Origin of the sequence: Streptomyces violens (assembly GCF_000717745.1) — a bacterium.
Lineage (GTDB): Bacteria > Actinomycetota > Actinomycetes > Streptomycetales > Streptomycetaceae > Streptomyces > Streptomyces violens.
In genome coordinates this window covers 149,405-175,396 of sequence record NZ_JOBH01000006.1, presented here as the reverse complement: position 1 = coordinate 175,396, position 25,992 = coordinate 149,405, and the positions used below count along the sequence as shown (strand labels likewise).

Sequence of the window (25,992 nt, the reverse complement as noted above, 5' to 3'; positions counted from 1 at the left end):
CCGAAGGGTGGTTGTAGTGCATTACTCGGCGGCGGAGGTGCCGGACTCCAGGAGCGTGCCGCCGTTCCAGACGACGCCGACCTGGCGGTAGTACGCGGCGATCGGCTCGCGGATCTCCAGCCGGGCCAGCTCCTCGGTGGGCGCCTCGAACAGCTCCAGTTCGGCGTCGCCGCGCCAGGCGGGGCCGGCCTCGAACGACGCGGCGCCGCTCTCGATCAGCTCGTCCAGGGCGAGGCCCTTGCCGGGCTCGATGGCCGGGAGCCAGCGGTGGTGGGCCATCGGGTGGCCGTTGACGAAGCCGTTGCTCTCCGACTCCTCGCGCAGCGTCACGACGGCCTGCGCGAGGCGCCGGTCCGCTGCGGCGAGCGTGGCGCCGAAGCGGGCGCCCGCTTCGATGCGCGGCGCCGGGCCGTAGGGGTGCGGACGGGTCTGGTGGATCGAGCCGAGCTTCTTCGGGTAGCCCTGGTGCAGCCCGCGGGCGATCGCAAAGTCCTTGTCGACCCAGATGTACACGCAACGGGAGTACGTACGGCCCTTGTAGGAGCAGCGGACGACCGCGAAGGCTTCCTTGTACTGGGCGCGTACGGGATCGAGCAGTTCTTCCCCCGAGGCGGCGCAGGACTGCCAGTCGGCCCAGATGAGGGCGACGGCGCCGGGGTCCTCCTCGGCGAGTCCGAGCGGTTCGGGCAGCAGCTCGCGGACGCGCGCGGGGTCGGTGCGGTACTCGACGGTGAGGAGGTCGCCGGAGTAGTGCCAGGGGGGCGAGGGGATGAGCGAGGCGGAACCGGTCGCCGTCTTGGGGTGGAAGTAACCGCGGACGCTGGCCATGGTGGTCGGGCTCCTTCAGGCGTGCTGGGTGCTGGGGGCCGGCTGCTGGAGCAGTTCGGCGCGGTATCGGGCGGCTCCGGAGGCGGCGGCCGGGCCGCCGAGGGCGAGGACGCCGACCAGCCGACCGTCGGCGTGGTAGCCCACGACGACGTCACCGGTGGGGTCGCCGTCCGGGTCGCCGGCCAGGACGCGGATGTCGTCCAGGCCGAGGGACGGGGCGCCGAAGGACTGCAGCCGGAAGTCGTGCTGGTCGCTCCAGAAGGTGGGGAGCGGCGCGAAGGGGGCGGGGTCGGGCTCGGCACCGGCGAGGTGGGCGGCGAGGGTCCTGGCCGCGCGCTTGGCGGTGTCGCCGGGGATCGACCAGTGCTCGACGCGGCGCGGGACGTTGTCGTAGCGGGCGTTGGGGAAGCGGGCGACGTCTCCTACGGCGACCGCGTACGGCAGGTCGCCGGCCCGGAGCAGTGCGTCGGTGCGTACGCCGTCGGTCAGGTCCAGGCCGTTGCCGGCCAGCCATTCGGTGTTGGCCACCGAGCCGACCGCCTCGACCACGACGTCGGCGGGGAGCACCCTGCCGTCCCCGAGTACGACGCCGGTGACGTGCTCGTCGCCCTCGAATGCGGTGACGCCGGTACCGAGCGCGAAGCGTACGCCGCGTTCCTCGTGCCGGCGGAGCAGCAGTCGGGCGGGCAGTTCGCCGAGGGGGCGCAGCATCGGCAGGGGTTCGGGGTCGACGACGGTGACCTCGGCGGCGCCGAGGCCGACGGCGGTGGCGGCGACCTCGCAGCCGATGAAGCCGGCGCCGACCACGACGACCCGGGCGCCGGGCCGGGTCAGCGCGGCGCGCAGGCCCTGGGCGTCGGCGAGGGTGCGGACGGTGTGCCGGCCGGTGGCAGGGCCGGGGCAGCGCAGCCGCCGGGGCCGCGTGCCGGTGGCGATCACCAGGCCGTCGAAGGCCAGTTGCTCGCCGTCCGCCAGCTCCACGGTCCGCTCGGCGAGCCGGGCGGCGGTGATCCGAGTGCCGAGGCGCCATGCCACGTCGGCGACGCTGGCGCGGGGCCGGAAAGCGAGGGAGTCGAAGGGGGCTTTGCCCGCGAGGACTTCCTTGGAGAGCGGCGGGCGGTTGTACGGCATGTGCGGCTCGTCGCCGATCAGGGTGAGCGGGCCGGTGAAGCCGGCGGCGCGCAGCTGCTCGGCGGCGCGCAGGCCGGCCATGGCGGCGCCGGCCACCACGATGCGGGCGGCCATCGGTCAGTCCTCGATCCGGATGGCCTGCAGCGGGCAGACGTCGGCGGCTTCCTCGACGTCCTCGCGCAGTGCGTCGTCGGGGTCGCTGACGTAGCCGAGGTGCCCGTCCGCGTCGAGGTGGAAGACGTCGGGGGCTGCGAAGACGCACTGGCCGTGGTCCTGGCACTTGTTCATGTCGACGACGACCTTCATGGCCGGCCTCCTGGTGGTGGAACAGTGGTGAACCGATAAGTCGTTTGGCATCAAACAACATAGGAAGGCCGCGGCTCCTGGTCAACACCTATCCGCATGGATAAATTTTTGCCGCCCGCCTCTTGCGGGGCCCGCAGACGTTCCCTACCGTTTGGCGTCAAATGACTGGCAGGGCCTCACTCAGCGCGGCCCCGGTCCTTCCCCGCCACCGTTCCCGCCCCTCCGAGGAGACACTGGTGAGCGCTCCCGATTTCCCCGCGATCCAACAGCACATGGACCGACTCGCCGCCGACGGCATCGACGTCATCCGCGTCGCCTATCCCGATCTCATCGGCACCGACCGCGCCCGCGACGTCCTGTTGGAACACCTGCCCTCGGCCTGCGACCACGGCCTCGCCTTCTGCCGGGCCGTCTACCACACCAGCCCGCAGGGCGATGTCGTCGAGGTCGCGGGCGGCCTGGACGCCGGCCTGCCCGACATCGCCGTCCGCCCGGACCTGTCCACGCTGACCCCACTGCCCTGGGAGCCGGGCGTCGCCTGGTGCCTCGGCGACGTACTCGACCCCGCCACCGGCTCGCCCGCCCCGGAATCCCCCCGCGACCTGCTCCGCCACGTGCTCGCCCAGTGCACCGAGGAGGGGCTGGCCCCGGTGGTCGGCCCCGAGCTGGAGTACTTCCTGTGCGACCCGGACCCCGGCTCGCCCTCGGGCTGGAAGCGGTACGGCGAGGCCCCCGGCAATGTCTACACCGCGGGCCGCCGCGGCGACCCGGACGGCCATCTGCTGCGCACTTTGCGGCAGTTGCGCGACCTCGGCGTCGGCGCCAGCATGGGCAACCACGAGTTCAGCCCGGGCCAGTTCGAGATCAATCTGACCCACTCCCCCGCGCTCGACGCCGCCGACCGGGCCTTCCGCTTCAAGGCCGCCGTCAAGGAACTCGCCCGCACCGAAGGCCGCTTGGCCACCTTCATGGCCAAGCCCTTCAGCGACGAGGGCGGTTCGGGCTTCCACGCCCATGTCTCCTGCCTGGACGGCGAAGGCCGCAACACCTTCGACGACCCCGGCGCGCCACACGGGCTCTCCGCAACGGCCCGGCACGCGATCGCCGGCGTCCTCGCCCACGCCCCCGCGCTGACCGCACTCCTCAACCCCACGGTCAACTCCTACAAGCGGTTCGGGCCCGACACCCTCGCCCCCTGGCTGATCGACTGGGGCCTGGACAACCGCAGCGCCATGGTCCGCATCCCGCCCGAGCGCGGGGCGGGCGCCCGCTTCGAACTGCGTCTCGCCGACGCCAGCGCCAACCCGTACCTCCTGCTCGCGGGCACCCTCGCGGCCGCGCTGCTCGGCGTGCGCGCCGGCCAAGAGCCACCCGCGCCCCTGGAGGGCTACGGCTACGACACCACCAAGGCCGCGACCCTGCCGATGACACTGCCCGCGGCGCTCGACGCCTTCGAGGCCGACACCGCGCTCACCGCGGTCCTCGGCAAGGGTTTCGCCGCGGCCTTCCTCGCCTACAAACGCGACGAGGTCGCCCGCTTCCAGCAGTACGTCACGGACTGGGAGTTCACCGAGTACGCGTACCACCTCTGACCCACGCGCCCACCCGCACCCGCACCGCACCCGCAAGGAGCCACCGATGACCAGCACCCTGCCCGACGTCCACGAGCCGCTCCCCCTGGACGAGGTGAACCTCGCCGACCTGGACAACTTCACCGACGGCATCACCCCGTGGCGGATGTTCCACACCCTGCGCCACCACGACCCGGTCCACTGGCAGCCGGAGGAGGCGCCCAACTCCGGCTTCTGGTCGGTCACCCGGCACGCGGACATCGCCCGCGTCGACCGGGACGCGGAGACCTTCACCTCGACCAAGTTCGTCAATCTCGAAGAGGTCGACGAGGACCAGATCAAGAGGCGCGCCTCGATGCTGGAGCTGGACGGCGTCCGGCACCGCGCGATGCGCAGCCTGCTGCAGCGCCAGTTCGGCGCGAGCGTCATCAACCAGTACGCCGACTTCCTGCGCGGGCTGACCGCGAAGACGCTGGACGCCGCGCTCACCAAGCGCAGCTTCGACTTCGTGCGCGAGGTCTCCGCCGACTTCCCCATCAACGTCCTCGCCCGGCTGCTGGACGTGCCGCCGGAGGACAACCAGCAGCTCATCGACTGGGGCAACCGCATCATCGGCCACACCGACCCCGACTACGCCGATGTGCTGCTGGAGAGCGAGGAGAGCGAGCAGTACCGCGATCTGCCGTTCCGCTCCCCCGCCTCCCTGGAGGTCTTCGAGTACGGGCGCGAGCTGGCCCGGCAGCGGCGCGGCGGCGACGGCACCGACCTGGTCTCCCGGCTGGTCAACCAGACCCCGCGGGACGGCGTCCCGCTCTCCGCCCAGGACTTCGACAACTACTTCCTGCTGCTCGTCGTCGCGGGCAACGAGACCACCCGGCACTCCATCACGCACGCGATGCTCGCGCTGATCAACAACCCGGACCAGCTCGACCGGCTGCGCAAGGACCCCTCGCTCATCCCCACGGCGGTCGAGGAGTTCCTGCGCTGGGCCTCGCCCGTGTACCACTTCCGCCGCACCGCCACCCGCGACGTCGAGCTCGGCGGCAAGCGCATCAAGGAAGGCGACAAGGTCGTCATGTGGTACGCCTCCGGCAACCGCGACGAGCAGGTCTTCGGCAACCCCTACGACTTCGACGTGGCCCGCGAGAACAACGACCACGTCACCTTCGGCAAGGGCAGCCCGCACCTATGCTTGGGCAACCTCCTCGCCCGCACCGAGATGCGCATCATGTTCGAGGAGCTGATCCCGCGGATCGCCGACATCCGCGTCACCGGCGAAGTCCCCCGTGTCCGCTCCAACTTCGTCAACGGCATCAAGAAGCTGCCGGTCGAGGTCACCCTCGCCTGAACGTCATCCTGAATCCCATACGGCCGAGCAGCCGGTCACGCAGCACGAGGGTGTGGAACAGCACCGCGCACGCGTGCGTCAGGAAGGCCGCGAAGAGCAGGTACGCCAGTACCGTGTGCGCCTGCCGCAGCATCGCGTACAGGGCCGGGTCGGACGGCAGGAGGCCCGGCAGGCGCAGCGGCCCGTACAGCACAATGGGGTACCCGGCCGCCGACAGCATGCCCCAGCCGATCAGCGGCAGCGTGAACATCAGGGCGTAGAGCAGATACTCCGAGCCCTTCGCCGCCACGCGTTCCCACCGGCCCATGGCCGGCGGGAGGGTCGGCGGCCGGTGCCGGAGCCGGTTCACGAACCGCACCACGGTGAAGACGAGGATCAGCATCCCGAGTGGCCGGTGGACGTCCTGCAGCGCGTCGTAGGCGGTCGGGGAGGCCACCATGGCGGCGCCGATGAACAGCATGGCGACGACCATCACCGCCATCCCCCAGTGCAGTACGCGGGCGAGGACGCCGAACTTCTCCGTTCCGCTCATCACTGCCCCTTCTGTGTCTGCTGCGCCTTTGCCACATCGACCGGGCTCGATGTCTTCGGCTCGCCCGCTCTGCGGGTGAACGACTGGGAGTAGACCGCCGAACGGGCGCTGAGCAGCGGGTCGTCCGACGCCGCTATCCCGTCCGGGAGGATCAGCGGATCGAAGTTGACGTCCCGGGCGTTGCCGGCCGCCTCGGTCTGTACGGAGTCGATCGTCAGCGTCCCGGCGTCGATCGTGCGGCGGTCGCCGGGCCACGGCGCGGTGGCGTCGTCCGTGGGGTCGCCAGGTCTGCCGACCGTCAGCAGCAGGCGCCAACGCAGGGGATTCTGCGCGACCTTGGCGATCAGCGCGTCGAAGAGGTGGTCGCGGCCCGGCGGCGGTGCGTTGGTATCGGCGGGGCGGACCGGCCCGGCCGGCTTCAGCGCCCAGCGCACGGGGACGGTGTCGCCCGCTTCATTGGTGCAGCGGAAGGCGTTCAGGGCGTTGTAGGTGCTGTCGTCGAAGCCGGACGTGGGCGGGTGCCGCTTGACGACGGCCATCGCCTTGGCGGTCTCGGGGTGCTCGGCGAGAAAGGCGGCCATCTTCTCCGGGTCCGGCTTGCCCGTTCCCGGCAGTGGTTGGGCCGCGAGCATCCGCGCATAGAAGCCCTGCGGAGTGCGGTCCAGGAAGACCGGGAGGTTGATCATCGCGGTGCGCCACTGCTCGCCGTCCGGCAGTGGGAAGAGCAGCCCGAGCCCTCGGACGGTGGGAGCGGCATCGGGCGCGTCCGGCAGCCCGCCCGACAGGGAGAACCGGCCGGTCACGGGGGTGCGCCCGGGCACGAACACGGTGGCCCTGGACACCGCCGCACCCGCTCCGTTGGCGGTGAAGTACCCGGAGGCGCTCACGCCCTTCGCGTGGTTGCGCCGGAACCCGGCGTGCTTCCCGTAGACCTGCTCGAAGCGGTCCGCGAACCGGGCCGGTGTCAGCCGGTCGGCGGGGAACCGGCCGCCGGCGTAGGCGAGTCCGCCGATGCCCGCCGTGCCGACGCCGCCGATCGCCGCGAGCCCTAGCAGGGCGCTCCGGCGGCTGAGTTCCGGGCGGTGCGGTGTCACCGGCGGCGGTGTGGCGCCCTCGCTCATGACGCACCGTCAGTGGCCGGGGCGATCACCACGGCGTGCCACACTCCCTTGACGCCGTCGCCGGCGGTCTTGCCGGGGGCGGTGTCCTTGGCGAAGCGGTACAGCGCGTGGCCGTCGTACGTGGCCTGGGTGGCGCCGTCGGGCCGCTTCAGCGTGCCCGTGTCCTCGGGGAGGCCGGCGCCGCCCTGCGGGGTCCCGGTCACCGGCGGCCAGAGCGCGGCGCACTTCCCGGTGCAGGCCGAGGTCTTCGCGGTGTCCTTGTCGAAGGTGTACAGCGTGTAGCCGCGGCCGTCGGTCAGCACCTTGCCCAGCTCGGTCGTCCGGGTGGCCAGCTCGGCGTCCTGCTTCCCGCCCTCGGCCGGGACCGTCGCCGAGGGCTTGGCCGAGGAGCCCGTCTTCGCCTCGTCGCCGCCCGCTTCCCCACCGCCCCCGCACGCCGCCAGCAGCAGCGCGGCGCCGACGCCCACCGCGAGGCCGAGCCCGGCCCGCGCGGCTCCCCGGCGACCGCCCGTCCGCCGGCTCCCCTGCTCGCCCGTCGTCTCGCCCGTCATCTCACCCATTGACGTACTCCGTCCGTGTCGCGCCGTGTCCTGTCGTGTCGTGCTGGTGCGCACGACGACGGGGGATACGGGGCGCGGGCGGCAGGTGTTTTCCCCAGGGCGGGTGAGCCATGTCACAGCCCTCGCGGCGGCCGGGGCGGCCGGGGTGGCTACGCCGCGGGCAGCGGCGGCCAGGTGGGGCGGTGCTCGGCGGGGAGGGAGGCGAGGGCCTGGCTGACGGTGGCGTGCTGCGGGAAGAGCTTGTCGCTGCCGGTGTGGCGCAGCAGGTCGGAGAGGCGGCGGCCGGCGCACGCGAGCAGCAGGGCGCCCTCCCGGCGGCGCAGCAGCCAGTGGAGGGCGAGCAGACAGTTCAGGCCACGGGAGTCGCAGAACGTGAGCGCGGCCACGTCCAGGACGAGATAGCGGTACCCGTCGGCGAGAACGACACCGGTGGAGGAGAGAAACCCCTCCTCCGACGCATGGTCGAGCTCGCCGCGCACCCGAAGCACGGCGCATGCGTCGCACTTCGTGAGAACGGTGACGGCCAGCCGCCCGGTGCCCGTGGACATCGCTCGCTCCTCCGATCACCTGTCGCACGGACATCCACGGAAGGCTCCACGGACATTCCCCGGTGGTGGCCGCTTGTCGGCCCCACACTGTGAACTACAGGCATGTGATACAAGACGAGTGTCCCACATGAGCGGATACATGCCGGAAATTGGCCGGCCGACGCACGGTGACAATACGATCGCGCTGCACCCGGACGGGTGAACCTCGGGTGCGAGCGTCCCTCGGCGCCAGGGAGCCCAGGGCCGACGGGGAGCGTCAAGACCACGCACCCGAGCGCTTGTGCCCGGGGCAACGTGGGGTGGACGCTGACGACGTCGTCGCATGGCCGATGCACCGACCCACCGGACCGGGTGGGCGATGGCGGCCCAGGAGCGGCACGGTACGGCTCAGAGGGGGCGCTGCGACATGGTGGAGAGCACCGTCAAGGGCTTGGTCGACGTTCTTGCGCAGGGCCGCGAGGCGGACTTCGCGGCGCAGTGGGCCGGGGAGGCGGCAGCCGCGCTGGGCCTGGACGGGCTGGCCGCTTCCCTGCTCGTCGGGGAACCGGAGCTGATCTGGTTCAGCGAGGAGGTCAGCGCGCGGCTGGAGGACCTGCAGTTCACCCTGGGCGAGGGCCCCAGCCTGGAAGCCGCGCGGGCGGGCGCGATCTGCCTGGTGGCCGATGTGTCGTCGACGCCGGCGGCGCGCTGGGCGGGCTTCCTGCCCGCCGTCACACAGCTCGGCGTCCAGGCGGTCTTCGCCTTTCCGTTACGGCTGGGGTCCATGAAGGTGGGCGCCCTGACCGGCCATCGCCGCCGGCCGGGAATGATGAGCGGGGAGAGCATCGACCACGCGCTGACACTCTGCGACGCGCTGACCGACTTCCTCCTCCGCATGCGGCTCCCCCCGCCGGCCCCCGAAGACCCGGCACGCACACCACCGGGCACCGCCGGCCTGGTACACCTCCACCGCGCGGAGGTCCACCAGGCCACCGGCATGATCGCCGTCCAACTCGGCATCCCCATCCCGGCCGCCCTCTCCCGCCTCCGCGCGGAAGCCTTCGCCACCGGCCGAGACATCACCGAAGTAGCAAGCGCGGTACTCCACGGCGACCTCCGCCTCACCGCGAACAACGGGCCCAGCGACTCCGTATGAGGTGCCGCACCTCGGCGTAACGACCGGTCCGTTCCGGCCAATGTCGGAGTGTGGGGCGGGGTCAGACGCGCGGGCGTGTGTATCTCTGGTCCCGGGGGCGGGTCACGGTGGGCTGTTTCTTCATCAGGGGGTGTTTTCGGGCGGGTGGGCTACTGGCTGACAGGTTCCGGGGGTCGGCAGGGGGTGGGCGCGCGGCGTTCTCGGGTGCTTCGGCCGGGTACGCGTGCGCCGCACCCGGCGACCGCTGGGTGACCCTCGTGAGAAAGCAGGCGCACCATGACCGCCGCTTCGTCCCCCGGGTACTCGGAATCCGGCATGCCGAGGAGTAGCCGTACCGCCGTGCGGCCCACGCACACCGAGACCAAACCGTCCTTCAAGACCACCGAGTTCTTCGTCTACGTGGCCGCCGTGGTGGCCGTGCTCATCGCCTCCGCCCTGGTGGGCAGCGGTCCGGGCATCGTGGACCGTTTCCCCGCCGACCAGGCATGGCTGTATGTCACCCTGCTCAGCATCGGCTACCTGATCAGCCGGGGCCTGGCCAAGAGCGGGAGCCGTGAAACGGCCGACCACACCCACGCCTGACGTACCCTTCCGTCCCCTGCGGGCCCCGCCCGGCCGGAAGGCCGGGCGGGGCCCCGGGCGCGGGGTCAGAGCGGGAGGAAGGCGTCGGTCTCCTGGTCGTGTGCCATGACGAGGCCGGTGTGCACCTCGTAGAACCAGCCGTGCAGCGTCACTTCACCGGCGTCCATGCGCTCGCGGACGCTGGGGTAGGCGCGCAGCCGGTCGAGCTGTTCGCGGACGTGGCGCTGGACGGCGCCGGCCACCGCCGGCGTGTCGTCCAGGGGCAGGTCGGCGGCGAACTGCTCAGCGAGCCAGTCCCGTACGCAGGGCGCGTCGTTCAGGTCCTCGGCGCGGGCCCGGGCACCGACGGCGCCACAGTGCGAGTGGCCGCAGACGATGATGTCGGCGACCTTCAGGACGCGCATCGCGTACTCGATGGTCGCGGCCTCCGCACAGGCCGTCATGTCGTCCTGGTAGGCGGGGACGGCGTTGCCGGCCGTCCGCAGTTCGAAGAGCTCGCCGGGCCGTGCGCCGGTGATGAAGGACGGTACGACCCTGGAGTCGGAGCAGGTGATGAACAGGGCGAGCGGCGACTGGCCGGCGGCGAACCGGCCGAAGCTCTCCCGCTCCTCCGGACGTTCGGCGATACGGGCATTGAGGCTCCGGGCCTGCTGGATGAAGGTCTCCACGAGGAGGTCTCTCCTGTTACTGAGGGTGCCACTGAGTGCGTGGCGGAAGCGGATCGCGAGGGTCGTTGCCGTGCGGAGGCGAGGCTGGTCCGGAACTGCGCTGGTCCGGAATGACAACGCGGCCGGTGGCGACCGTGCGCGTGTGCTGTGCGTCCCGGTCATGTCATGGGCTCCCCTCGGGCGCGGCAGGGCGCGGGCGGGGCTGCCGTACGGTCAGCGCCAGGACGGGCACGCTCGCCAGCGCCAGCGCGCCTCCGGCGAGCGCCAGCAGCGGGAAGCCGCCCGCCACGACGACCATTCCGGAGGACAGGCCGCCGGTGGCCCCGGCGACGGCGAGGGCCACGTCCAGCAGGCCCTGCGTGCGGGCGCGGGTGGCCGCCGGCAGGGCGTCGGTGACCAGGGCGGTGCCGCTGATCAGGCCGAAGTTCCAGCCGAGGCCGAGCAGGACGAGGGCGGTGGCGAGCGCCGGTACGGAGTGGTCCGGTGCCAGGGCCGCCACGGCGCCGGCCGCGCACAGCGTCACGCCGGACGCGGCCGCGACCGGCAGCCGCCCGGCCCGGTCGACGAGGAGCCCCGTCAGCGGGGAGGGCAGGAACATCGCCGCCACGTGGAGGGCGATGACCAGTCCGGCGGCTCCGGTGCTGTGGCCGTGCGCCCGCATGTGGACCGGCGTCATGGTCATGATCGCGATCATCGCGAGCTGGCCGGTCACCATGACGGAGGTGCCGGCGAGGAGGCGGCGCCGGTCGGGGCGGTCGGTCGTACTCTTCGCCGGGGCCGCGTCGGCCTGAACGGCCGCGTCGGCCAGGGTGCGTGCCAGCCGCAGCGGGTCGGGGCGCAGCAGCGTGCCCAGGAGGACGGCGGCCGCCGCGAAGGCAACGGTGGCCAGGGCGAACGGGCCCGCCAATCGCGGAACGCCCCAGCCGTGCGCGACCTCGCCCGTGGCAGTCACCAGCAGCGGCCCGGCCACCGCGCCGAGCGTGGTGGCCATCAGTACGGTGCTCACCGCCCGGCCGCGCCGCTCGGGCGCCGCCAGGTCGGCCCCGGCATAGCGGGCCATCAGGTTGGTGGCCGTGCCCGCGCCGTAGACCGTGAGCGAGACGAAGAGCAGTACGACGTCGCCGGTGGCGGCGGCCACGACGACGCCGAGGCTGCCGAGCGCACCCACGCCGTAGCCCAGCGCGAGGCCGGGGCGCCGGCCCCAGCGCTGGCACAGCCGGCCGACGGCGACGGCACCGAGCGCTGACCCGCCCGTGAACAGGGCGCTGGGCAGGCCGGCCGACCCCGTGGAGCCGAGCATCTCCTCGGCGAGCAGCGCTCCGACGGTGATGCCCGCGGCCAGGCCCGCGCCGCTGAGGACCTGGGAGAGCACCAGGACGGTCAGTATGCGCCGCTGCGCGGTGGCCACGGACGGCGCGGCGAGCACCGGCGGCCCGTGTGCCGGGGAGACCCCGGTCCGTTCGGTCATGGATTGCTGCCCCGTGCCGGTTCCAGTGCGGAGATCTCCTGCAAGGACATGTCCAGCCGCTCGTGCAGGAACCGGACGATGGTCCAGTGCGGCAACGCACCCTCGTCGAAGGGGCCGAATTCCCGGCAGTACAGCGGAATCCAGCGCAGCGCCTCTTCGATCGCCTGCTCGCGCCCCGGCTCCTGCTGGTACTCCTCGTACCCGATGCTGCGGTGCTCGATGAAGAACTTCCCCGGCAGGCGTTCCTCGCACAGCGTCCGGTATTCGCGCGTCTGCAGGATGAGGTAGTGCCAGAATTCGTCGATTTCCTGCTCGACGGGGAGGAAGAGCCCGCTGAGTTCCCCGGGGTACTTGGAGATCAGGTAGAGGTACCGCAGGCATTCCAGCGCCTGGCGTTCGGTGTACTCGCGGGGCGCGTCGGTGCCGGCGGCGAAGTGCCCGACCAGTTCCGCGTACAGCGTGGGGCCGAGCAGTGCCGTGAGGTCGTCCTCGGTCACGAACGTCTTCGTGGTCATGGTCCCTCTCACTTTCCGTCCGTGGCGAGCCAGGCGTACTTCCCCGACTTTCCGATGGGGATGTGGTCCCGGTGGTCGAGTACGCAGCGGCGGCCGGTCAGTTCGCGTACGCCGTGCCCCAGGGCGGCCACTCGGTCGGATTCGAGGGGCTTGCCGTCGAACGTGGTGTACGCGAGCACGGCCTCGGCGGGGCTGAGGACCCGCAGCTGGTGGACGAAGACGCGGGGCGAGACGGAGCCGACGAGCGCGTCCAGATCGCCTTGCGACACCGGGCCCGCGGGCGAATCCAGCAATTCCTTTTCCCGGCCGCAGAATTGCGTGATTTTCGCCGGGTCGGGCGTGCCGTCCAGCGTGCGGGCGCAGTCACCGGAGCGGTAGCGGACCAGCGGCATGTGCGGATTGCGCAGGCTGGTGACGATGAGATGGAAGAGCCCGCTGCCCTCGGCCACCGGCGCGAGTTCCACGCTCATGTCGTCGAGGTACGGGTGGTAGCGGCCGCGGCGGTCGCTGTAGAAGAGATAGCCCAGCTCCGTGCTGCCGAACAGGTCGATGATCGGGCACGCGAAGTGCTGCTGGAGATACCGCCGTACATTGACCGGCGTGTATTCGTAGGCGTGGATGATGCTCGCCGGTGGCGAGAAGGCGTCCCACAGTCCCCAGGTCTGGATTTTGTGCAGCAGATGCGCCAAGTGGTAGCCGGAGCAGTCCAGGTGGTACCACCCGCGCGGATGCGTCTGCCGGGCCGCTTCGATTTCCGCGAGCATCCGCTCGACGTCGGCGCGCTCCCAGAGCGCCGGGTCGAGGCGGAGATTGAGGTAAGAGGTGCGGGCGTCGAGCCGGCGGTCCTCCACACGCGGTACGGGCGGCGGCTCCTCGCCGCGCTTCCTGGCATTCACCCGGGCGACGTGTTCCGTCGCGAGCACCGTCGTCAGGGAAACCCGCCGGCAGTCCGCTTCCCAGGTCTCCCGGATGTCCGGGTGCTCGCTCCACAGCCGGTAGTAGGAGCGGAGGAGGAAGTACGGGGGACGGATGAGCTGCATCCGGGCGTGATTGGTGCCCGTGGAGAGCACGAATTCCGCCTCGCCGGTTTCGAGCGCCGTCGCGAGTGCGGGCGTCATCCAGTTGTCCGGGAAGCCGCGCGCGATCTCGGCCTTTTCCAGTACCGGGAAATGGCCGCGCGCCACCGCGTCACGGTAGATCGGAACGTCCTTGACGCGCGCGATGACCTCGGCCGTCGGCTGACCGTCCGGGGAGACCCGCAGCGGACCGTCCGGGGAAACCTTCAAGGGAAACCTCAACAGGGCTCGTGGGCCGGGGCCGGCCGGCGGCGGAGATGGCCGCCGCCGGCCGGCCCGGAAACGCCGGGCAGCGACGCGTCAGGAAATGCAGCCGGTCTTCGTCGCACTGATGCAGCCGGACTTGGGGGCGGCGCTGATGCAGCCGTCCTTGTCCGACTTCTGCGCCGAGTTGGCGGCGACCCAGCCCTGCCAGACGTCGTCCTGGGCCATCTTCTTGATGAGCTGTTCCATGCGGGCCTCCGAGAGGTGGGGGATGGAGCCGGCCGTGCGACACATGCGCCGCTGACGTGCGCTTTTGCCACACGGAACGAAGGTAAAAGGTTGACCAAGTCGATGTCAACGAATGGCAATGACCAAAGGTCACAAAGGGCGCATGCCGCGCCAACATTTGGCGAGATCGCGTCGCGGCGACCGTGGCGAGGGGCCGGTACCCGTACGGAGGCAAGGCCCGGTACCCCTGCGGAGGCGTGGCCGGGCCGTGCGAGGCACGATGGCCGTATGCTGCTGGCCCACCTTGCCCGCGTGTCCCAAGAAGTCGCCGCGACCTCCGCGCGCTCCCGGAAGGTCGCGCTGCTGGCCGGGCTGTTCCGCGAGGCGGCGCCCGAGGATGTGCCGGTGGTCATCCCCTATCTGGCCGGACGGCTGCCGCAGGGGCGGATCGGCATCGGCTGGAACGCCCTGCGCGACCCGGCTCCTCCGGCCGACCGGCCGATACTGACCGTACGCGGTGTCGACTCGGGGCTCACCGCGCTGTCCGGGATCACCGGGACCGGCGCCCAGGCCGAACGCCGGCGGCTGGTGCAGCAGCTGCTGGCCACGGCCACCGAACCGGAACAGCGCTTCCTGACCGGCCTGCTGACCGGCGAGGTGCGCCAGGGCGCGCTGGACGCGCTCGCCGTCGAGGGGCTGGCGGCGGCGACGGACGCGCCCCCGGCGGAGGTGCGCCGGGCCGTGATGCTCGGCGGGCTGCAGGAGGTGGCCAGGGCCCTGCTGGCCGACGGCCCGGAGGCGCTCGCCGGATTCCGGCTCACCGTGGGCCGGCCCGTCGGCCCGATGCTCGCGCACAGCGCGAAGTCGCCGGCCGAGGCGGTCGGCAAGCTGGGCGCCTGCGCCGTGGAGGAGAAGCTCGACGGCATTCGCGTACAGGTGCACCGCGACGGCGACGACGTGCACATCCACACCCGCACCCTGGACGAGGTCACCGACCGGCTCCCCGAGGTCGTCGAGGCCGCGCGCGCCCTGCCGGCCATCCGCTTCGTGCTGGACGGCGAAGTCATCGCGCTGGACGCCGACGGGCGGCCGCTGCCGTTCCAGCGCACCGCCGGGCGCTTCGGCTCCCGGGTGGACGTGGCCGCCGCGCAGGCCGCGCTGCCGCTCTCCCCGGTCTTCTTCGACATCCTGGCGGCGGGCGACCGGGACCTGATGGACCTGCCCTTCGCCGACCGCCACGCGGAGCTGGCCCGGATCGTGCCCGAGCCGATGCGGGTCCGCCGGATGGTCGTCCAGGACCCCGCCGATCCCGCGGCCCAGGAAGCGGTGGCGGAGTTCTGGGCCGCGACGCTGCGCCGCGGACACGAAGGCGTCGTGGTCAAGGCGCTGGACGCGCCCTACAGCGCGGGGCGGCGCGGCGCCTCCTGGCTCAAGGTCAAGCCGGTGCACACCCTCGACCTCGTCGTGCTGGCGGCGGAGTGGGGGCACGGCCGCCGCGCGGGCAAGCTCTCCAACCTCCACCTCGGCGCCCGCGGGCCCGACGGCTCGTTCGTCATGCTCGGCAAGACCTTCAAGGGGATGACCGACGCCACCCTCGCCTGGCAGACCGAACGGCTGCGGGAACTCGCCGTGGAGGAGCGCGGGCATGTCGTGACCGTACGCCCGGAGCTCGTCGTGGAGATCGCCTACGACGGCCTCCAGACCTCCACCCGCTACCCTGCGGGCGTCACCCTGCGGTTCGCCCGGCTGGTGCGGTACCGCGAGGACAAGTCACCGGAGGAGGCCGACACGGTGCAGGACATCCTGGCGGCCCACGACGCGCCGGAGTCATGAGGAATGACGGGGAAAACGACGGGGAAACGCAGCGCCGGACTGCTGCTGTACCGCCGTACGAGCGGCAGCGTCGAGCTGCTGCTGGCACACATGGGCGGGCCGCTGTGGGCCCGCCGCGAGGCCGGGGCGTGGACGGTGCCGAAGGGCGAGTACGTACCGCCCGAGGAACCGCTGGCGGCCGCCCGGCGGGAATTCGAGGAGGAGTTGGGCCTGCCGCCTCCGGAGGGCCCGTACGTCCCGCTGGGCGAGGTCCGTCAGTCGGGCGGCAAGACGGTCACCGTCTGGGCCGTCGAGGGCGACCTCGACCCGGAGGCGGTCGTTCCGGGAACGTTCGAGATGGAGTGGCCCAGGAACTCCGGCGTCCTGCGTGCCTTCCCCGAGATCGACCGCGTGGCGTGGTGCGGCCCCGAGGCGGCCGGGGAACGCCTGATCACCGCCCAACGCGCCTTCGTGGACCGGCTCCTCAGCTACCTCCGACCTGACTGAACTCACGCACGCCGGGCCTGGCTGAACCGCTCCTCGAACAGCGCCTCCGCCTCGGCGACCGCCCGCGCCAAGTACTCCGCCTCCGGCCGCAGTCCGGCGACGAGGGCATCGACGTCGCGCAGCCCCGCCTGCTGCAGGAGCCGCTTCTCGTTGGTGATCCATTCGCCGCGCGCCGCGAGGACCGCGTGGGCGGTCTCCATCGCGGCGGTGGCGAGCGCGCCCGCGACCTCGGTGGCCCGACCGCGCGGCACGTACGCGCCCTTGGCGTACCGGAGCGTGAGCTCGGCGCGCCCGCGCCATACCGGCGGGGCCGCGGCGCGCAGCGGCTCCGGGTAGCCGGGGCGCGGCAGCTCGCCGCGCAGGACCTGGTTGACGGCCAGCTCCGCGACCACCAGGTAGCTGGGGATGCCCGCGAGGTGGAACATCAGCGGCTCCCAGTGGAAGCGGCCCTCCCCCGCCTCGGCGAGTTCGTGCTCGACGACGTCGAGGTCGCGGTAGTGGACGTCGACGTGCCGGCCGTCGATGACCAGCCAGGCACCGCCGTTGAAGACGCCACCGCCCCATTCGCCGAGCCCGGAGACCTCGCCCTCCCAGCCGACGGCGCGCAGCTCCGCCGGGTCGAAGGCGCCGCGGTAGTACAGGGCGAAGTCCCAGTCGCTGTCGGCGGTGTGGGTGCCCTGGGCCCGCGAGCCGCCGAGGGTGACGGCGCGCACGGCGGACAGCCCCGCGAGCCGGTCGGCGACATGGTCCACAAACTCCTGATCGGTCAGCACGGCCTCTCCCATGCCACCGACCTTATCCCTCGTGACATCACCTCTCACCGAAGCGACAGCGACGCCCGGGAGTTGAGTACGTGCACGTCGCTGCCCGTGGCCTGCCGATAGATGTCGGTGATGCGGGCCAGCTCCTCCGGGGTCCGGCCGCCGGCCCGGTGCATCTCCCGGTTGGCCCGGACGACGGCCGTGGTCGCGTCGCGGCGCGCGTCCTCGTAGCGGGCCAGCCCGTCCGGTACGCCGGTGGCCCGCGCGAGTTCGTGGGCGAGTACGCGGGCGTCGACGACCGCCTGTGACGCGCCGTTGGCGCCGACCGGGTACATCGGGTGGGCGGCGTCGCCGAGCAGGGTGACCCGGCCGCTGCCCCAGGCGGGCAGCGGGTCGCGGTCGACCATCGGGTATTGCAGGAGCGGGTCGCCGCCCGCCAGCAGCGCGGGAACGTCGAGGACGCCCAGCGTCCAGTCCGCGTAGTGCGGCAGCACGTCGGCGAGCCGGCCCGCGCTGTTCCAGGCCGCCTCCTCGGCGAGCGGCTGCGGCTCGGCCACCCTGACCTGGCAGACCCAGTTGATGCGGCCGCGGCCGATCGGGTACGCGATCAGCTCCGCGTCCCCGCCCGTCACGAGCACCGCCGAGACGCCGGTGAGGAAGGGTTCGGCCTGGGTGACGCCGCGCCACATGCGGATGCCGGACCACTGCAGCGGGCCGCCCTCCGGATGCAGCCGGGCCCGGACGACCGAGTGCAGGCCGTCGGCGCCCACGAGCGCCGCGGCATCGTACGTCGCCGCCTCCCCGGTCGCCCGGTCGAGCAGCCGGGCCCGGACCGCGCCCGGCCGCTCCTCGAAGTCCACCAGCCGCGTCCCGGTACGCACCGCGTCGGCACCCAGCCGGGCGCGCACCGCCGCGAGGAGCATGAGCTGCAGTTCGCCGCGGTGGAGGGAGTACTGCGGCCAGTGGTAGCCCTGCGCCCGGCCGCGCGGCTCGGTGAAGAGCCGCCGGCCGGACCGGTCGTAGTAGACGTTCTCGGTGGTGGCGACGCCGATGGCGGCGAGCTCTTCGCCGAGGCCGAGTTCGGTCAGTTCGCGCACGGCGTGCGGCAGCAGGTTGATCCCGACGCCGAGCGGGCTGATCCGGCGGGCGCTCTCCACCACGACCGCGTCGATGCCCGCGGCGTGCAGGCTCAGCGCGGCGGTCAACCCGCCGATGCCCGCGCCGGCGATCAGTACGGTCATCGTCCGGTCGCCGTCTCGGGGCGGTCCATGATGCGCAGCCAGCTCCCGTCCGGCTGCCGGCGCGCGACCTGCACCCGGCCGCCCGTGCCGTCGGCGGGCCGGGTGGAGGTCAGGGCGAGGTCGCCGTACTGAACTGTCGGCAGCGGCTCCTCCTCCACGAACGGCAGGGCCGCGTGCGCCACCATCCGCTCGCACACGGCGCGGATCGCGTCGCGGCCGACCGTGACGGACCCCGGCGGGTAGGCGAGCACGGCGTCCGGTGCGTACAGCTCGGCCAGCCCCTCGGCGTCCCGGGCGTTGGCCCGCGCCACGAAGAGCCGGGCCAGGTCCTCGGGGGTGGCGGCGCGTTCGCGGGTGGTCTCGGTGGTCATGGTGGGTCCCTTCGCTGCTTTTTGCTGCCTTCTGCGTCCACTCTGAAGCGGCCCGGATCAGAAGTCCAAGAGATGGTTCTTCTATGAACGAGAAGCATTGCTTCTGATACGCCTAGAATCGCTGTTCATGGAGCTTCACCAGTTGCAGTACTTCGTCGCCGTGGCCGAGGAGCGGAACTTCACGCGCGCCGCGGAGCGGCTGCACGTGGCCCAGCCCGGGGTCAGCGCGCAGATCCGCCGGCTGGAGCGGGAGCTCGGCCAGGAGCTGCTGGACCGGTCGGGCCGCTCGGTGCGGCTGACCGAGGTGGGCGAGGCCGTACTCCCGTACGCGCGGGCGGCGCTCGCCGCGGTCGACGGCGTCCGGTATGCCGTCGACGAGCTGACCGGGCTGCTGCGCGGACAGGTCGCCGTGGGCACGGTGACCTCGCACCACGTCGCCCTGCCCGACCTGCTGGCGGAGTTCCACGAGGCCCACCCGGCGGTCGAGATCACCCTCTCCGAGGCCAACTCCGACCAGCTCATCGACGGCCTGCGGACGGGGCGGCTGGACGCGGCGATCGTCAGCGTGGGCAGTGAGACCCCGGACGGTATCGAGATCCAGGTGGTGGACGATCAGCCGATCGTGGCCGCGGTCGCTCCGGGCCACGAACTGGCCGTGCACCCGGTCATCTCGCTCGACACCCTGCGCGGCCGGCCGCTGATCAGCCTGCCGCGCGGGACGGGGCTGCGCACCCGGCTCGACGAGGCGTGTGCGGCCGCGGGGTTCACCCCGGAGATCGCCTTCGAGGCCAGCAGTCCGGAGGTCCTCGCCCAGCTCGCCGCGCGTGGCCTGGGGGCCGCGATCCTGCCGGGTGCCTTCGCCGAGGCGCGCTCCGGGCAGCTGCGCACGGTCCGCATCGATCCGCCCGTCCTGCGCGGCCGCCTGGTCCTCGCCTGGCGGGCGGCCGGGCCGACGAGCCCGGCCGCCCGCGCCCTGGTCGACCGCGCCCGCGCGATGCTCCGCTCCTGGCCCCGGCCGCCGGCCTAGGGCCCGACCGGCAGTGTCAGATGCAGCCGGAAGCCGCCGTCCGCCGTGGGGCCCGCGGTGACCGTGCCGCCGAGGAGTTCGGCGCGCTGGCGGAGGCCGACCAGGCCGTGGGAGGCGCTGGGCAGTGGCAGGGCCGGGCGGGTGGGCGCGGTGTTGGTGACGGTGGCGTGCAGGGTGCCGCCCTCGTGGTGGACGCGGACCGTCGCGGTGGCGCCCGGCGCGTGCTTGCGTACGTTGGTCAGGGCTTCCTGGACGGTGCGGTAGACGGCGCGCTGGACGGTCGGCGGGAGGCCGTCGGGCAGGTCGGTCTTCAGCTCGGCCTCGATGCCGCTGCAGTCGACCAGGCGCTGGAGGTCGGCGAGGGAGGGCTGCGGGGTCAGCTCGGTCGGCCGGCTTCCGGAGGCACGTAACACGCTGACCATGTGGCGCAGTTCGTCCAGGGTCTGCACGCTGAGCCGCCGGATCGTGGCGGCCGCCTCCTTCACGGCGGGGTCGCGGGTACCGACCTGGAGCGCCCCGGCCCGTACGGCTATCAGGCTGACCTGGTGGGAGACCACGTCGTGCATCTCGCGGGCGAGCTGAGCGCGTTCCTTCGCGAGGACGGTCTGGGAGAGCAGCAGCCGCTCGTGGTCGCGGGCCTCGGAGATCTCGGCGAGCCGCAGGGACAGGTCGCGGCGGGCCTGGACGAGCTGGCCGAGGAAGACGGGCGCGGCCGCCATCGCCAGCTTGTACCCGACGTGGATCAGCGTCGAGGTGTCCTGGTAGTCGTCGTACTCCGGGTACGGCCAGGGCACGACGTGGCCGGCCACGACCGTCAGGGCGCAGACGGCCAGGACCACGCGGCGGTGGGTGAGCGAGGCGAGGGTGTACAGAGCGGCCAGCGACGCGTACTTGGCGTCGGCGATGACGAGCGCCGGCAGGGTGAGGGCGAAGGTGGTGAGCGGCAGGTGCCGGCGGAGCGCCAGTGAGAGGGCGCCGAGCAGCGAGCAGGCCGTGCCCCATGGGTCGTCCGGTTCGTAGTGCGCCCAGGCGTCGAGGAGGACGGCGACGATGAGGGCGACGTCCAGTAACCAGGTCGGCGGCCGTCTGGTCTTCATCCGCCCTCCCCGTCCCGCAGCGGCCGTAACAGTCCCGCGCGCTCGGCGAGCAGCGCCGCCTGGACGCGGCTGCTCACCCCCAGCTTGGTGAGGATGGCGCTCACGTGGTCCTTGACCGTGCCGGTGCTCAAGTGCATCTGGGTACCGATGTCGACATTGGACAGCCCTTCGGCGATGAGGAGGAGCACGGCGCGCTCACGCTCGGTCAGCCGGGCCACGTCGCGCACGGCGGGCGCGTCGGGGCCGCTGTCCAGATAGCCGTTGACGACGGTCCGGGTGACCGTGGCGGACAGGACGACGCCACCGGCCGCCAACGTACGGATGAGGTGCGGGAGTTGTTCGGGGTCGGTGTCCTTCAGCAGGAAGCCGTCGGCTCCGGAGCGCAGCGCCGTCGCCACGTACTCGTCGGTGTCGAACGTGGTGAGCATGGCCACCACCGGCGGCTGCCGCAGCCGGCGCAGTTCGGCCAGGACCGTGAGCCCGTCCACGTCCGGCATGCGGATGTCGAGCAGCACGACGTCCGGCCGTAACTCCCTTACACTCCGCACCGCTTGGCCCCCGGGGACCGCCGCCACGACCTCGATGTCGTCCGCCGCACCCAGGATGTGCTGGAAGCCCGTACGGATCAGGGCTTCATCGTCCACCACCAGTACCCGGATCACGCGTGCTCCGCTCACCCTCAGGCCATTCGCCCGATGTGTACCACGCTGACTGCTTGCTTCCGGGTGCCCGGGGCCGGTTCCCGCCATGCGGCGGGGGCACTCCGGCCGGTCGGCGGGATGCGATCAGCCGGTCGGCGGGGCGGCACCGGCCGTTCGGCGGGGCGGCTCCGGAAACCTGGGGGATCGGTTCCGGGCCGTCCGCTCCGAAGACTGTGGACCCGTGCAAGGGCGGCCGCACCACCCCAGCGGCCGCCCCCTTCGTACCACTGCCCTCAGTCCACTTCCCCCGGCATCGGACCAGCCCCCCACCCCGCCGGCGGGCGGCAGGCGCCATTCGGCCTTTCGCCCGCCGGCTCGATCGTCACTCTCAAGGAGTTCAAGTGGTGGGAAAGAATGTCCAGGTCTCGACAGCCGACCTGGCAGACCTGGACGTACCCGCAACCGTCACACGCGCGTACGCCGCACCGGCGGCCGGCATCGAGAGCCACCTTGCCGAGGTGCTGGCCGGCGTCGTACGCGCCGAACATGTACCGCTCGACAGCCACTTCTTCGACGACCTCAGCGCCGACTCGCTGCTGATGGCCCAGTTCTGCGCCCGGGTCAGGAAACATCCCGATCTGCCGTCGGTGTCGATGAAGGACATCTACCGGTACCCGACGATCCGCAGCCTGGCGTCGGCGCTCGCGGAGCCCGCGCCCACGCCCGGAACCGCCGAGTCACCGGCGCCCGCACGGGTGCCACCGTCGGAGACCGTGGCACCGGCGAGGGCGGGCACGGCGCAGTACGTCCTGTGCGGGGCGCTGCAGCTGCTGATCTTCCTCGGCTACACCTACCTCACCGCGCTCGTCATCGCCCGCGGCTACGACTGGATCGCCGGCGGAGCGACCCTGCTCGACGGGTATCTGCGCGCCGTCGCGTTCGGCGGTGCGGTCTTCGCCGCCATCTGCGTCCTGCCGATCCTGGCCAAGTGGCTGCTCGTCGGCCGGTGGAAGGCGCAGCGGATCCGCATCTGGAGCCCGGCGTACCTGCGGTTCTGGCTGGTCAGGACGCTGGTCCAGATGAACCCGCTGATCCTGTTCGCCGGTTCACCGCTCTACGTGCTGTACCTGAAGGCGCTGGGCGCGAAGATCGGGCGCGATGTCACGGTGCTCTCCAAGCACGTGCCCGTCTGCACCGACCTGCTCACCGTCGGGGACGGCACGGTCATCCGCAAGGATGCGTACGTCACCTGCTACCGGGCCGAGGCGGGCTGGATCCGGACCGGGCCCGTCACCCTCGGCAAGGACGTGTACGTCAGCGAGGCCACGGTGCTCGACATCGACACCTCGCTCGGCGACGGGGCCCAGCTCGGCCATGCCTCGTCGCTGCACGCCGGGCAGGCAGTCCCGGCCGGCGAGCGGTGGCACGGGTCGCCCGCGCAGCCCGCCGGTACGGACTTCCGCACGATCGGCTCCGCCGACCTCCCCATGCGGCGCAAGGTGGCCTACAGCGTCACGCAGTTGCTGACCATGCTGTTCGTGTACCTGCCGCTGGTGGTCGGCGGCCTGGACCTGCTGCTCGCCGAGGCACCGCAGCTCACCGCCTTCCTCTCCGAACAGCCGTCGTCCGTCACGAGTTGGGCGTTCTACCGTGACGCGCTGGCCGTGTCGTTCGTGCTGTTCTTCGGCTCGCTGATCCTCGGCCTGCTCCTCGTGTGCACGGTCCCCCGCCTGCTCCACCTCCTGGTGAAGTCGGACCGGGTCTATCCGCTGTACGGGTTCCACTACTCCGTCCACCGGGCGATCGCGCGGCTGAGCAACAACAAGTTCTTCCTGCGGCTCTTCGGGGACAGCTCGTACATCGTCCACTACCTGCGCGGCCTCTCCTACGACATGCCCGAGGTCGAGCAGACCGGGTCGAACTTCGGCACGGACGTGAAGCACGAGAGCCCGGTTCTGAGCACCATCGGCACCGGCACCATGGTCGCCGACGGCCTGTCGCTCCTGAACGCGGAGTACTCCAGCACGTCCTTCCGCCTGACCCGGGTGACGATCGGTCCGCACAACTTCCTCGGCAACCAGGTCACTTACCCGGCGCGGGGGCGGACGGGGGACAACTGTCTGCTCGCCACGAAGGTGATGGTCCCCATCGACGGGCCCGTCCGGGAGGGCGTCGGGCTGCTGGGCTCGCCCAGCTTCGAGATCCCGCGGACCGTCGAGCGTGACACGTCCTTCGACCACCTCAGGGACGGCGACGCGTTCCGCCGCCGGCTGCGGGCCAAGAACCGGCACAACCTCGTCACCCTCGGCTCGTTCCTGCTCGCCCGGTGGACCTACACCTTCGGCGTCCTCGCGGTCGGCTGGGCCACGGTCGCGCTGTACTCCTCGTGGGGTGCGGCGGCGATCGCGCTGGCCACCCTGCTGACCCTGGTGTTCAGCGTCCTGTACACCGGGCTCCTGGAGCGCGTCAGTACCCGGTTCCGGCGGCTGGTCCCGCGCCTCTGCTCGATCTACCACCCGCACTTCTGGCAGCACGAGCGCTTCTGGAAGCACCAGGCGATGGAGCTGCGGCTGCTCAACGGCACGCCGTTCAAGGGCCTGTTCTGGCGGCTGCTGGGCGTCCGCCTCGGCCGGCGGCTCTTCGACGACGGCGCCCGGATGCCGGAGCGGACGCTCGTCACGATCGGCGACGACTGCACGCTCAACGTGGGCAGCGTCATCCAGTGCCACTCCCAGGAGGACGGCACCTTCAAGTCCGACCACACCACGCTCGGGAACGGCTGCACGCTGGGGACCGGGACCCTGGTCCATTACGGCGTGACGCTGGGCGACGGCGTGACGCTCGCGCCCGACTCCTTCCTCATGAAGGGCGAGGAGGTGCCCGCGCACGCACGCTGGGGCGGGAACCCGGCCCACGAGATGTGAGAGCCCCACCGGGGTGTGGTGCCGGGCGGTTGCCGCCCGGCACCACTCCACCCCCGGCTCGTCACCCGCTGCCGTCCGGCCGGGCGCCGTTCGGCAGCGGGACGCGCCAGATCAGACGGGTGCCGCCGCCGGGCGGTTCCGCCAGCCGCAGGAGGCCGCCGAGCTGCCCGGCGCGCCACCGGATGTTCGCCAGCCCGCCCTCGCCCTGGCCCGGCGGGCAGTCACCTCCCGCGAACGCTCCGCGGTCCAGGCCCACCCCGTCGTCCGTGACCGTGAGGACCACGTCGTCCGCCACGGTCAGGGCGACGTCCACGCGCCGGGCGTGCGCGTGGCGGGCCGTGTTGCTCAGCGCCTCCGTCAGTACCGGCAGCAGCTGCCCGGCCGTCGTCGCGGGCACGTCGGTGTCCACCGGCCCTTCCATCCGCAGCGACGGAGCGAAGCCGAGCGCCTGCCCCGCCGACTCCACCACGTCCAGGACCCGGCGGCGCAGTCCGGCGCCGTCCCGGGGCTCGGCGGCCGTCCGCAGCCCGAAGATCGTGGACCGGATGATCTTTATCGTCTCGTCCAGGTCGTCCACCGCGCGCCCGACGCGCGCCGCCGCCTCCGGCCGCTCGATCAGCCGCCCGGCGCTCTGCAGCGTCATCCCCGTCGCGAACAGCCGCTGGATCGCCAGGTCGTGCAGGTCCCGGGCGATCCGGTCCCGCTCGCGCAGCGCGTCCACCTGCTCCGCGGCGCGGCGCCTGCGGTCCAGCTCCAGGGCGAGCGCCGCCTGTTCGGCGAAGCCGGAGATCAGCTCCACCTCGCTGCCGGAGAAGTGCTGCCGCCCGGCGGCCCGGCTCAGCCACAGTGCCCCGCCGGCCCGCGCGTCCAGCAGCAGGGGCACGGCGACCGCGGGCCCCGCGGCCCGGTCCCGCTCCCGCAGCGCGTACGAGCGGGGGTCGGTGCGCAGATCCGCGGTGACGGCCGGCTCGCCCGTGCGGGCGGCCGGCCCCGCGAGGGAGCCGTCGCCCGGCACCACGGTCCCGTCGAGCCGCTCCGCGTCCACGCCCTCGGCCACGACCGCGGTCAGCTCGCCCGTGCTCGCGTCCGGCAGGAACACCACGACCGAGTCGGCGACGGCCAGGTCACCGCTGCGCCGGGCGATCAGCCCGAGCACTTCGCGGGTCGCCGCGCCCGACAGCAGCGAACGGGTGATCTCACCGAGCGCCTCCAGCCACTGCTCCCGCCGCCGGCTCTCGTGGTACAGCCGCGCGTTGTCGATGGCCACGCCGGCGGCGGCCGCCAGCATCGAGAGCATCGCCTCGTCGTCGGCGTCGAAACGGGCGCCGCCGCGCTTCTCGGTGAGGTACAGATTGCCGAACACCTCTTCGCGGACGCGCACCGGGACGCCCAGGAAGGTGCGCACCGGACCGCTGCCCGGGTGCTCCTTCAGGTCGGTCAGCCGCAGCGGCCGCGGATGGCGGATCAGCTGCCCGAGGACGCCGTGTCCGGCGGGCAACGGGCCGATCTGCGCGGCCGGTTCCTCCGACAGGCCGACGGGCAGGAACCGCGACAGCCGCTGCTCGTCCCCGATCACGCCGAGCGCGCCGTACTCCGCGTCGGCCAGCACCACGGCCGTCTCGACGATGTGCCGCAGCACCTGATCGACGCCGAGTTCACCGCCGGCGCTGAGCACCGCGTCCAACAGGCTGCACGTGCGCCGGTGCGACGGCATGGGGACGCCCTCCCCACTCCCCCGTCTTCGGTCCGCTCCTTCCCGGCAGACTAACCCGGAGGCCCTCCTTCCCACC

Annotated in this window: 26 protein-coding genes; 8 read left to right on the top strand and 18 right to left on the bottom strand. The window is 72.3% G+C overall.

Translation table 11 applies throughout. From position 1 onward, the window contains the following. Positions 1–21 precede the first annotated feature (21 nt). Genes IF04_RS0113265 through IF04_RS0113255 form a run of 3 tightly spaced genes read right to left on the bottom strand, consistent with a single transcriptional unit; the run spans position 22 to position 2,265 of the window. The gene (locus tag IF04_RS0113265; RefSeq protein WP_030255343.1) at positions 22–828 is read right to left on the bottom strand and encodes an acetoacetate decarboxylase family protein; all 807 of its coding nucleotides are present in this window, start codon (positions 826–828) and stop codon (positions 22–24) included. 15 nt (positions 829–843) lie between these two features. Continuing rightward, positions 844–2,073 (bottom strand): NAD(P)/FAD-dependent oxidoreductase, encoded by a 1,230-nt coding sequence (locus tag IF04_RS0113260; protein WP_030255340.1) that lies wholly within the window; start codon positions 2,071–2,073, stop codon positions 844–846. 3 nt (positions 2,074–2,076) lie between these two features. Next, on the bottom strand, positions 2,077–2,265 hold the full coding sequence (locus IF04_RS0113255) for a ferredoxin (protein ID WP_030255337.1): 189 nt from the start codon (positions 2,263–2,265) through the stop codon (positions 2,077–2,079). Positions 2,266–2,537: 272 nt separating this feature from the next. Here IF04_RS0113255 and IF04_RS0113250 point away from each other — a divergent pair, with 272 nt between their 5' ends. Next, positions 2,538–3,857, top strand: coding sequence for a glutamine synthetase family protein (locus IF04_RS0113250; protein ID WP_425428413.1), 1,320 nt, complete (start codon positions 2,538–2,540; stop codon positions 3,855–3,857). A gap of 46 nt (positions 3,858–3,903) precedes the next feature. Then, positions 3,904–5,184: a cytochrome P450 gene (locus tag IF04_RS0113245; RefSeq protein ID WP_030255331.1), complete on the top strand. Its 1,281-nt coding sequence runs from the start codon at positions 3,904–3,906 to the stop codon at positions 5,182–5,184. On the opposite strand, the gene IF04_RS0113240 is transcribed toward IF04_RS0113245, so the two are convergent. The 4 genes from IF04_RS0113240 to IF04_RS0113225 all read right to left on the bottom strand — a co-directional run bounded on the left by IF04_RS0113240 (position 5,171) and on the right by IF04_RS0113225 (position 7,945). Continuing rightward, positions 5,171–5,716: a cytochrome b gene (locus IF04_RS0113240; RefSeq protein ID WP_106975587.1), complete on the bottom strand. Its 546-nt coding sequence runs from the start codon at positions 5,714–5,716 to the stop codon at positions 5,171–5,173. The genes IF04_RS0113245 and IF04_RS0113240 overlap by 14 nt on opposite strands. After that, complete coding sequence (locus IF04_RS0113235; protein WP_030255326.1) at positions 5,716–6,837, bottom strand: catalase family peroxidase; 1,122 nt, start codon at positions 6,835–6,837, stop codon at positions 5,716–5,718. Before IF04_RS0113235 ends, IF04_RS0113240 begins: the two co-directional genes overlap by 1 nt. Next, positions 6,834–7,397: a COG4315 family predicted lipoprotein gene (locus IF04_RS0113230; protein ID WP_211259799.1), complete on the bottom strand. Its 564-nt coding sequence runs from the start codon at positions 7,395–7,397 to the stop codon at positions 6,834–6,836. The genes IF04_RS0113235 and IF04_RS0113230 overlap by 4 nt, the downstream gene beginning before the upstream one ends. A 149-nt stretch (positions 7,398–7,546) precedes the next feature. Further along, on the bottom strand, positions 7,547–7,945 hold the full coding sequence (locus IF04_RS0113225; RefSeq protein WP_030255321.1) for an STAS domain-containing protein: 399 nt from the start codon (positions 7,943–7,945) through the stop codon (positions 7,547–7,549). A 406-nt stretch (positions 7,946–8,351) separates the two neighbouring features. On the opposite strand from IF04_RS0113225, the gene IF04_RS0113220 reads away from it, so the two are divergent. Beyond that, positions 8,352–9,080, top strand: a complete 729-nt coding sequence (locus IF04_RS0113220) for an ANTAR domain-containing protein (protein WP_030255318.1) — start codon at positions 8,352–8,354, stop codon at positions 9,078–9,080. 315 nt (positions 9,081–9,395) lie between these two features. Then, a complete protein-coding gene (locus IF04_RS0113215) occupies positions 9,396–9,662 on the top strand; it encodes a hypothetical protein (protein WP_245654386.1) in 267 nt (88 codons plus the stop codon). A gap of 65 nt (positions 9,663–9,727) precedes the next feature. On the opposite strand, the gene IF04_RS0113210 is transcribed toward IF04_RS0113215, so the two are convergent. From IF04_RS0113210 to IF04_RS39055, 5 genes are all read right to left on the bottom strand, one after another. Further along, complete coding sequence (locus IF04_RS0113210; RefSeq protein ID WP_030255312.1) at positions 9,728–10,330, bottom strand: carbonic anhydrase; 603 nt, start codon at positions 10,328–10,330, stop codon at positions 9,728–9,730. 163 nt (positions 10,331–10,493) lie between these two features. Further along, positions 10,494–11,798: an MFS transporter gene (locus IF04_RS0113205; protein ID WP_078600255.1), complete on the bottom strand. Its 1,305-nt coding sequence runs from the start codon at positions 11,796–11,798 to the stop codon at positions 10,494–10,496. After that, positions 11,795–12,313 (bottom strand): glycine-rich domain-containing protein, encoded by a 519-nt coding sequence (locus IF04_RS0113200; protein WP_030255306.1) that lies wholly within the window; start codon positions 12,311–12,313, stop codon positions 11,795–11,797. Before IF04_RS0113200 ends, IF04_RS0113205 begins: the two co-directional genes overlap by 4 nt. A gap of 8 nt (positions 12,314–12,321) precedes the next feature. After that, positions 12,322–13,599 (bottom strand): phenylacetate--CoA ligase family protein, encoded by a 1,278-nt coding sequence (locus IF04_RS0113195; protein ID WP_245654385.1) that lies wholly within the window; start codon positions 13,597–13,599, stop codon positions 12,322–12,324. A 90-nt stretch (positions 13,600–13,689) separates the two neighbouring features. Next, positions 13,690–13,842, bottom strand: coding sequence for a hypothetical protein (locus IF04_RS39055; RefSeq protein ID WP_169746129.1), 153 nt, complete (start codon positions 13,840–13,842; stop codon positions 13,690–13,692). 267 nt (positions 13,843–14,109) lie between these two features. Here IF04_RS39055 and IF04_RS0113185 point away from each other — a divergent pair, with 267 nt between their 5' ends. Both IF04_RS0113185 and IF04_RS0113180 read left to right on the top strand, forming a co-directional pair. Further along, positions 14,110–15,654, top strand: a complete 1,545-nt coding sequence (locus tag IF04_RS0113185) for an ATP-dependent DNA ligase (protein WP_030255301.1) — start codon at positions 14,110–14,112, stop codon at positions 15,652–15,654. Between the two features lie 3 nt (positions 15,655–15,657). Continuing rightward, positions 15,658–16,140 (top strand): NUDIX hydrolase, encoded by a 483-nt coding sequence (locus IF04_RS0113180; RefSeq protein WP_030255299.1) that lies wholly within the window; start codon positions 15,658–15,660, stop codon positions 16,138–16,140. A gap of 2 nt (positions 16,141–16,142) precedes the next feature. Here IF04_RS0113180 and IF04_RS0113175 read toward each other — a convergent pair whose 3' ends face one another. The 3 genes from IF04_RS0113175 to IF04_RS0113165 are packed head-to-tail and all read right to left on the bottom strand — an operon-like array spanning position 16,143 to position 18,513. Next, entirely contained in the window at positions 16,143–16,925 is a 783-nt protein-coding gene (locus tag IF04_RS0113175; protein WP_030255297.1) for a nucleotidyltransferase domain-containing protein, read from the bottom strand. A 32-nt stretch (positions 16,926–16,957) separates the two neighbouring features. Further along, complete coding sequence (locus IF04_RS0113170; RefSeq protein ID WP_030255295.1) at positions 16,958–18,142, bottom strand: flavin-dependent oxidoreductase; 1,185 nt, start codon at positions 18,140–18,142, stop codon at positions 16,958–16,960. Continuing rightward, complete coding sequence (locus IF04_RS0113165; protein ID WP_030255292.1) at positions 18,139–18,513, bottom strand: YybH family protein; 375 nt, start codon at positions 18,511–18,513, stop codon at positions 18,139–18,141. The genes IF04_RS0113170 and IF04_RS0113165 overlap by 4 nt, the downstream gene beginning before the upstream one ends. Positions 18,514–18,640: 127 nt before the next feature. On the opposite strand from IF04_RS0113165, the gene IF04_RS0113160 reads away from it, so the two are divergent. After that, positions 18,641–19,540 (top strand): LysR family transcriptional regulator, encoded by a 900-nt coding sequence (locus IF04_RS0113160; protein ID WP_030255289.1) that lies wholly within the window; start codon positions 18,641–18,643, stop codon positions 19,538–19,540. Here the strand turns inward: IF04_RS0113160 and IF04_RS0113155 are convergent. Beyond that, positions 19,537–20,637 carry a sensor histidine kinase gene (locus tag IF04_RS0113155; RefSeq protein WP_030255286.1) on the bottom strand — a complete coding sequence of 367 codons (1,101 nt, stop codon included), beginning with the start codon at positions 20,635–20,637 and terminating at the stop codon, positions 19,537–19,539. The two genes, IF04_RS0113160 and IF04_RS0113155, sit on opposite strands and share 4 nt — an antisense overlap. Further along, positions 20,634–21,299: a response regulator gene (locus tag IF04_RS0113150; RefSeq protein WP_030255283.1), complete on the bottom strand. Its 666-nt coding sequence runs from the start codon at positions 21,297–21,299 to the stop codon at positions 20,634–20,636. The genes IF04_RS0113155 and IF04_RS0113150 overlap by 4 nt, the downstream gene beginning before the upstream one ends. A gap of 380 nt (positions 21,300–21,679) precedes the next feature. Here IF04_RS0113150 and IF04_RS0113145 point away from each other — a divergent pair, with 380 nt between their 5' ends. Continuing rightward, positions 21,680–24,202, top strand: a complete 2,523-nt coding sequence (locus tag IF04_RS0113145) for a Pls/PosA family non-ribosomal peptide synthetase (protein WP_425428409.1) — start codon at positions 21,680–21,682, stop codon at positions 24,200–24,202. A 61-nt stretch (positions 24,203–24,263) separates the two neighbouring features. Here the strand turns inward: IF04_RS0113145 and IF04_RS0113140 are convergent, their stop codons facing one another. Beyond that, a complete protein-coding gene (locus IF04_RS0113140) occupies positions 24,264–25,916 on the bottom strand; it encodes a GAF domain-containing sensor histidine kinase (RefSeq protein WP_030255276.1) in 1,653 nt (550 codons plus the stop codon). Positions 25,917–25,992 lie beyond the last annotated feature (76 nt).

Coding starts and splice junctions, on each gene's coding strand:
- IF04_RS0113185 (WP_030255301.1), top strand. CDS start 14,110: ATGCTGCTGGCCCACCTTGCCCGCGTGTCCCAAGAAGTCGCCGCGACC.
- IF04_RS0113235 (WP_030255326.1), bottom strand. CDS start 6,837: ATGAGCGAGGGCGCCACACCGCCGCCGGTGACACCGCACCGCCCGGAA.
- IF04_RS0113180 (WP_030255299.1), top strand. CDS start 15,658: ATGACGGGGAAAACGACGGGGAAACGCAGCGCCGGACTGCTGCTGTAC.
- IF04_RS0113165 (WP_030255292.1), bottom strand. CDS start 18,513: ATGACCACCGAGACCACCCGCGAACGCGCCGCCACCCCCGAGGACCTG.
- IF04_RS0113265 (WP_030255343.1), bottom strand. CDS start 828: ATGGCCAGCGTCCGCGGTTACTTCCACCCCAAGACGGCGACCGGTTCC.
- IF04_RS0113230 (WP_211259799.1), bottom strand. CDS start 7,397: ATGGGTGAGATGACGGGCGAGACGACGGGCGAGCAGGGGAGCCGGCGG.
- IF04_RS0113225 (WP_030255321.1), bottom strand. CDS start 7,945: ATGTCCACGGGCACCGGGCGGCTGGCCGTCACCGTTCTCACGAAGTGC.
- IF04_RS39055 (WP_169746129.1), bottom strand. CDS start 13,842: ATGGAACAGCTCATCAAGAAGATGGCCCAGGACGACGTCTGGCAGGGC.
- IF04_RS0113215 (WP_245654386.1), top strand. CDS start 9,396: ATGCCGAGGAGTAGCCGTACCGCCGTGCGGCCCACGCACACCGAGACC.
- IF04_RS0113170 (WP_030255295.1), bottom strand. CDS start 18,142: ATGACCGTACTGATCGCCGGCGCGGGCATCGGCGGGTTGACCGCCGCG.
- IF04_RS0113140 (WP_030255276.1), bottom strand. CDS start 25,916: ATGCCGTCGCACCGGCGCACGTGCAGCCTGTTGGACGCGGTGCTCAGC.
- IF04_RS0113200 (WP_030255306.1), bottom strand. CDS start 12,313: ATGACCACGAAGACGTTCGTGACCGAGGACGACCTCACGGCACTGCTC.
- IF04_RS0113175 (WP_030255297.1), bottom strand. CDS start 16,925: ATGGGAGAGGCCGTGCTGACCGATCAGGAGTTTGTGGACCATGTCGCC.
- IF04_RS0113240 (WP_106975587.1), bottom strand. CDS start 5,716: ATGAGCGGAACGGAGAAGTTCGGCGTCCTCGCCCGCGTACTGCACTGG.
- IF04_RS0113160 (WP_030255289.1), top strand. CDS start 18,641: ATGGAGCTTCACCAGTTGCAGTACTTCGTCGCCGTGGCCGAGGAGCGG.
- IF04_RS0113250 (WP_425428413.1), top strand. CDS start 2,538: ATGGACCGACTCGCCGCCGACGGCATCGACGTCATCCGCGTCGCCTAT.
- IF04_RS0113260 (WP_030255340.1), bottom strand. CDS start 2,073: ATGGCCGCCCGCATCGTGGTGGCCGGCGCCGCCATGGCCGGCCTGCGC.
- IF04_RS0113205 (WP_078600255.1), bottom strand. CDS start 11,798: ATGACCGAACGGACCGGGGTCTCCCCGGCACACGGGCCGCCGGTGCTC.
- IF04_RS0113255 (WP_030255337.1), bottom strand. CDS start 2,265: ATGAAGGTCGTCGTCGACATGAACAAGTGCCAGGACCACGGCCAGTGC.
- IF04_RS0113220 (WP_030255318.1), top strand. CDS start 8,352: ATGGTGGAGAGCACCGTCAAGGGCTTGGTCGACGTTCTTGCGCAGGGC.
- IF04_RS0113155 (WP_030255286.1), bottom strand. CDS start 20,637: ATGAAGACCAGACGGCCGCCGACCTGGTTACTGGACGTCGCCCTCATC.
- IF04_RS0113245 (WP_030255331.1), top strand. CDS start 3,904: ATGACCAGCACCCTGCCCGACGTCCACGAGCCGCTCCCCCTGGACGAG.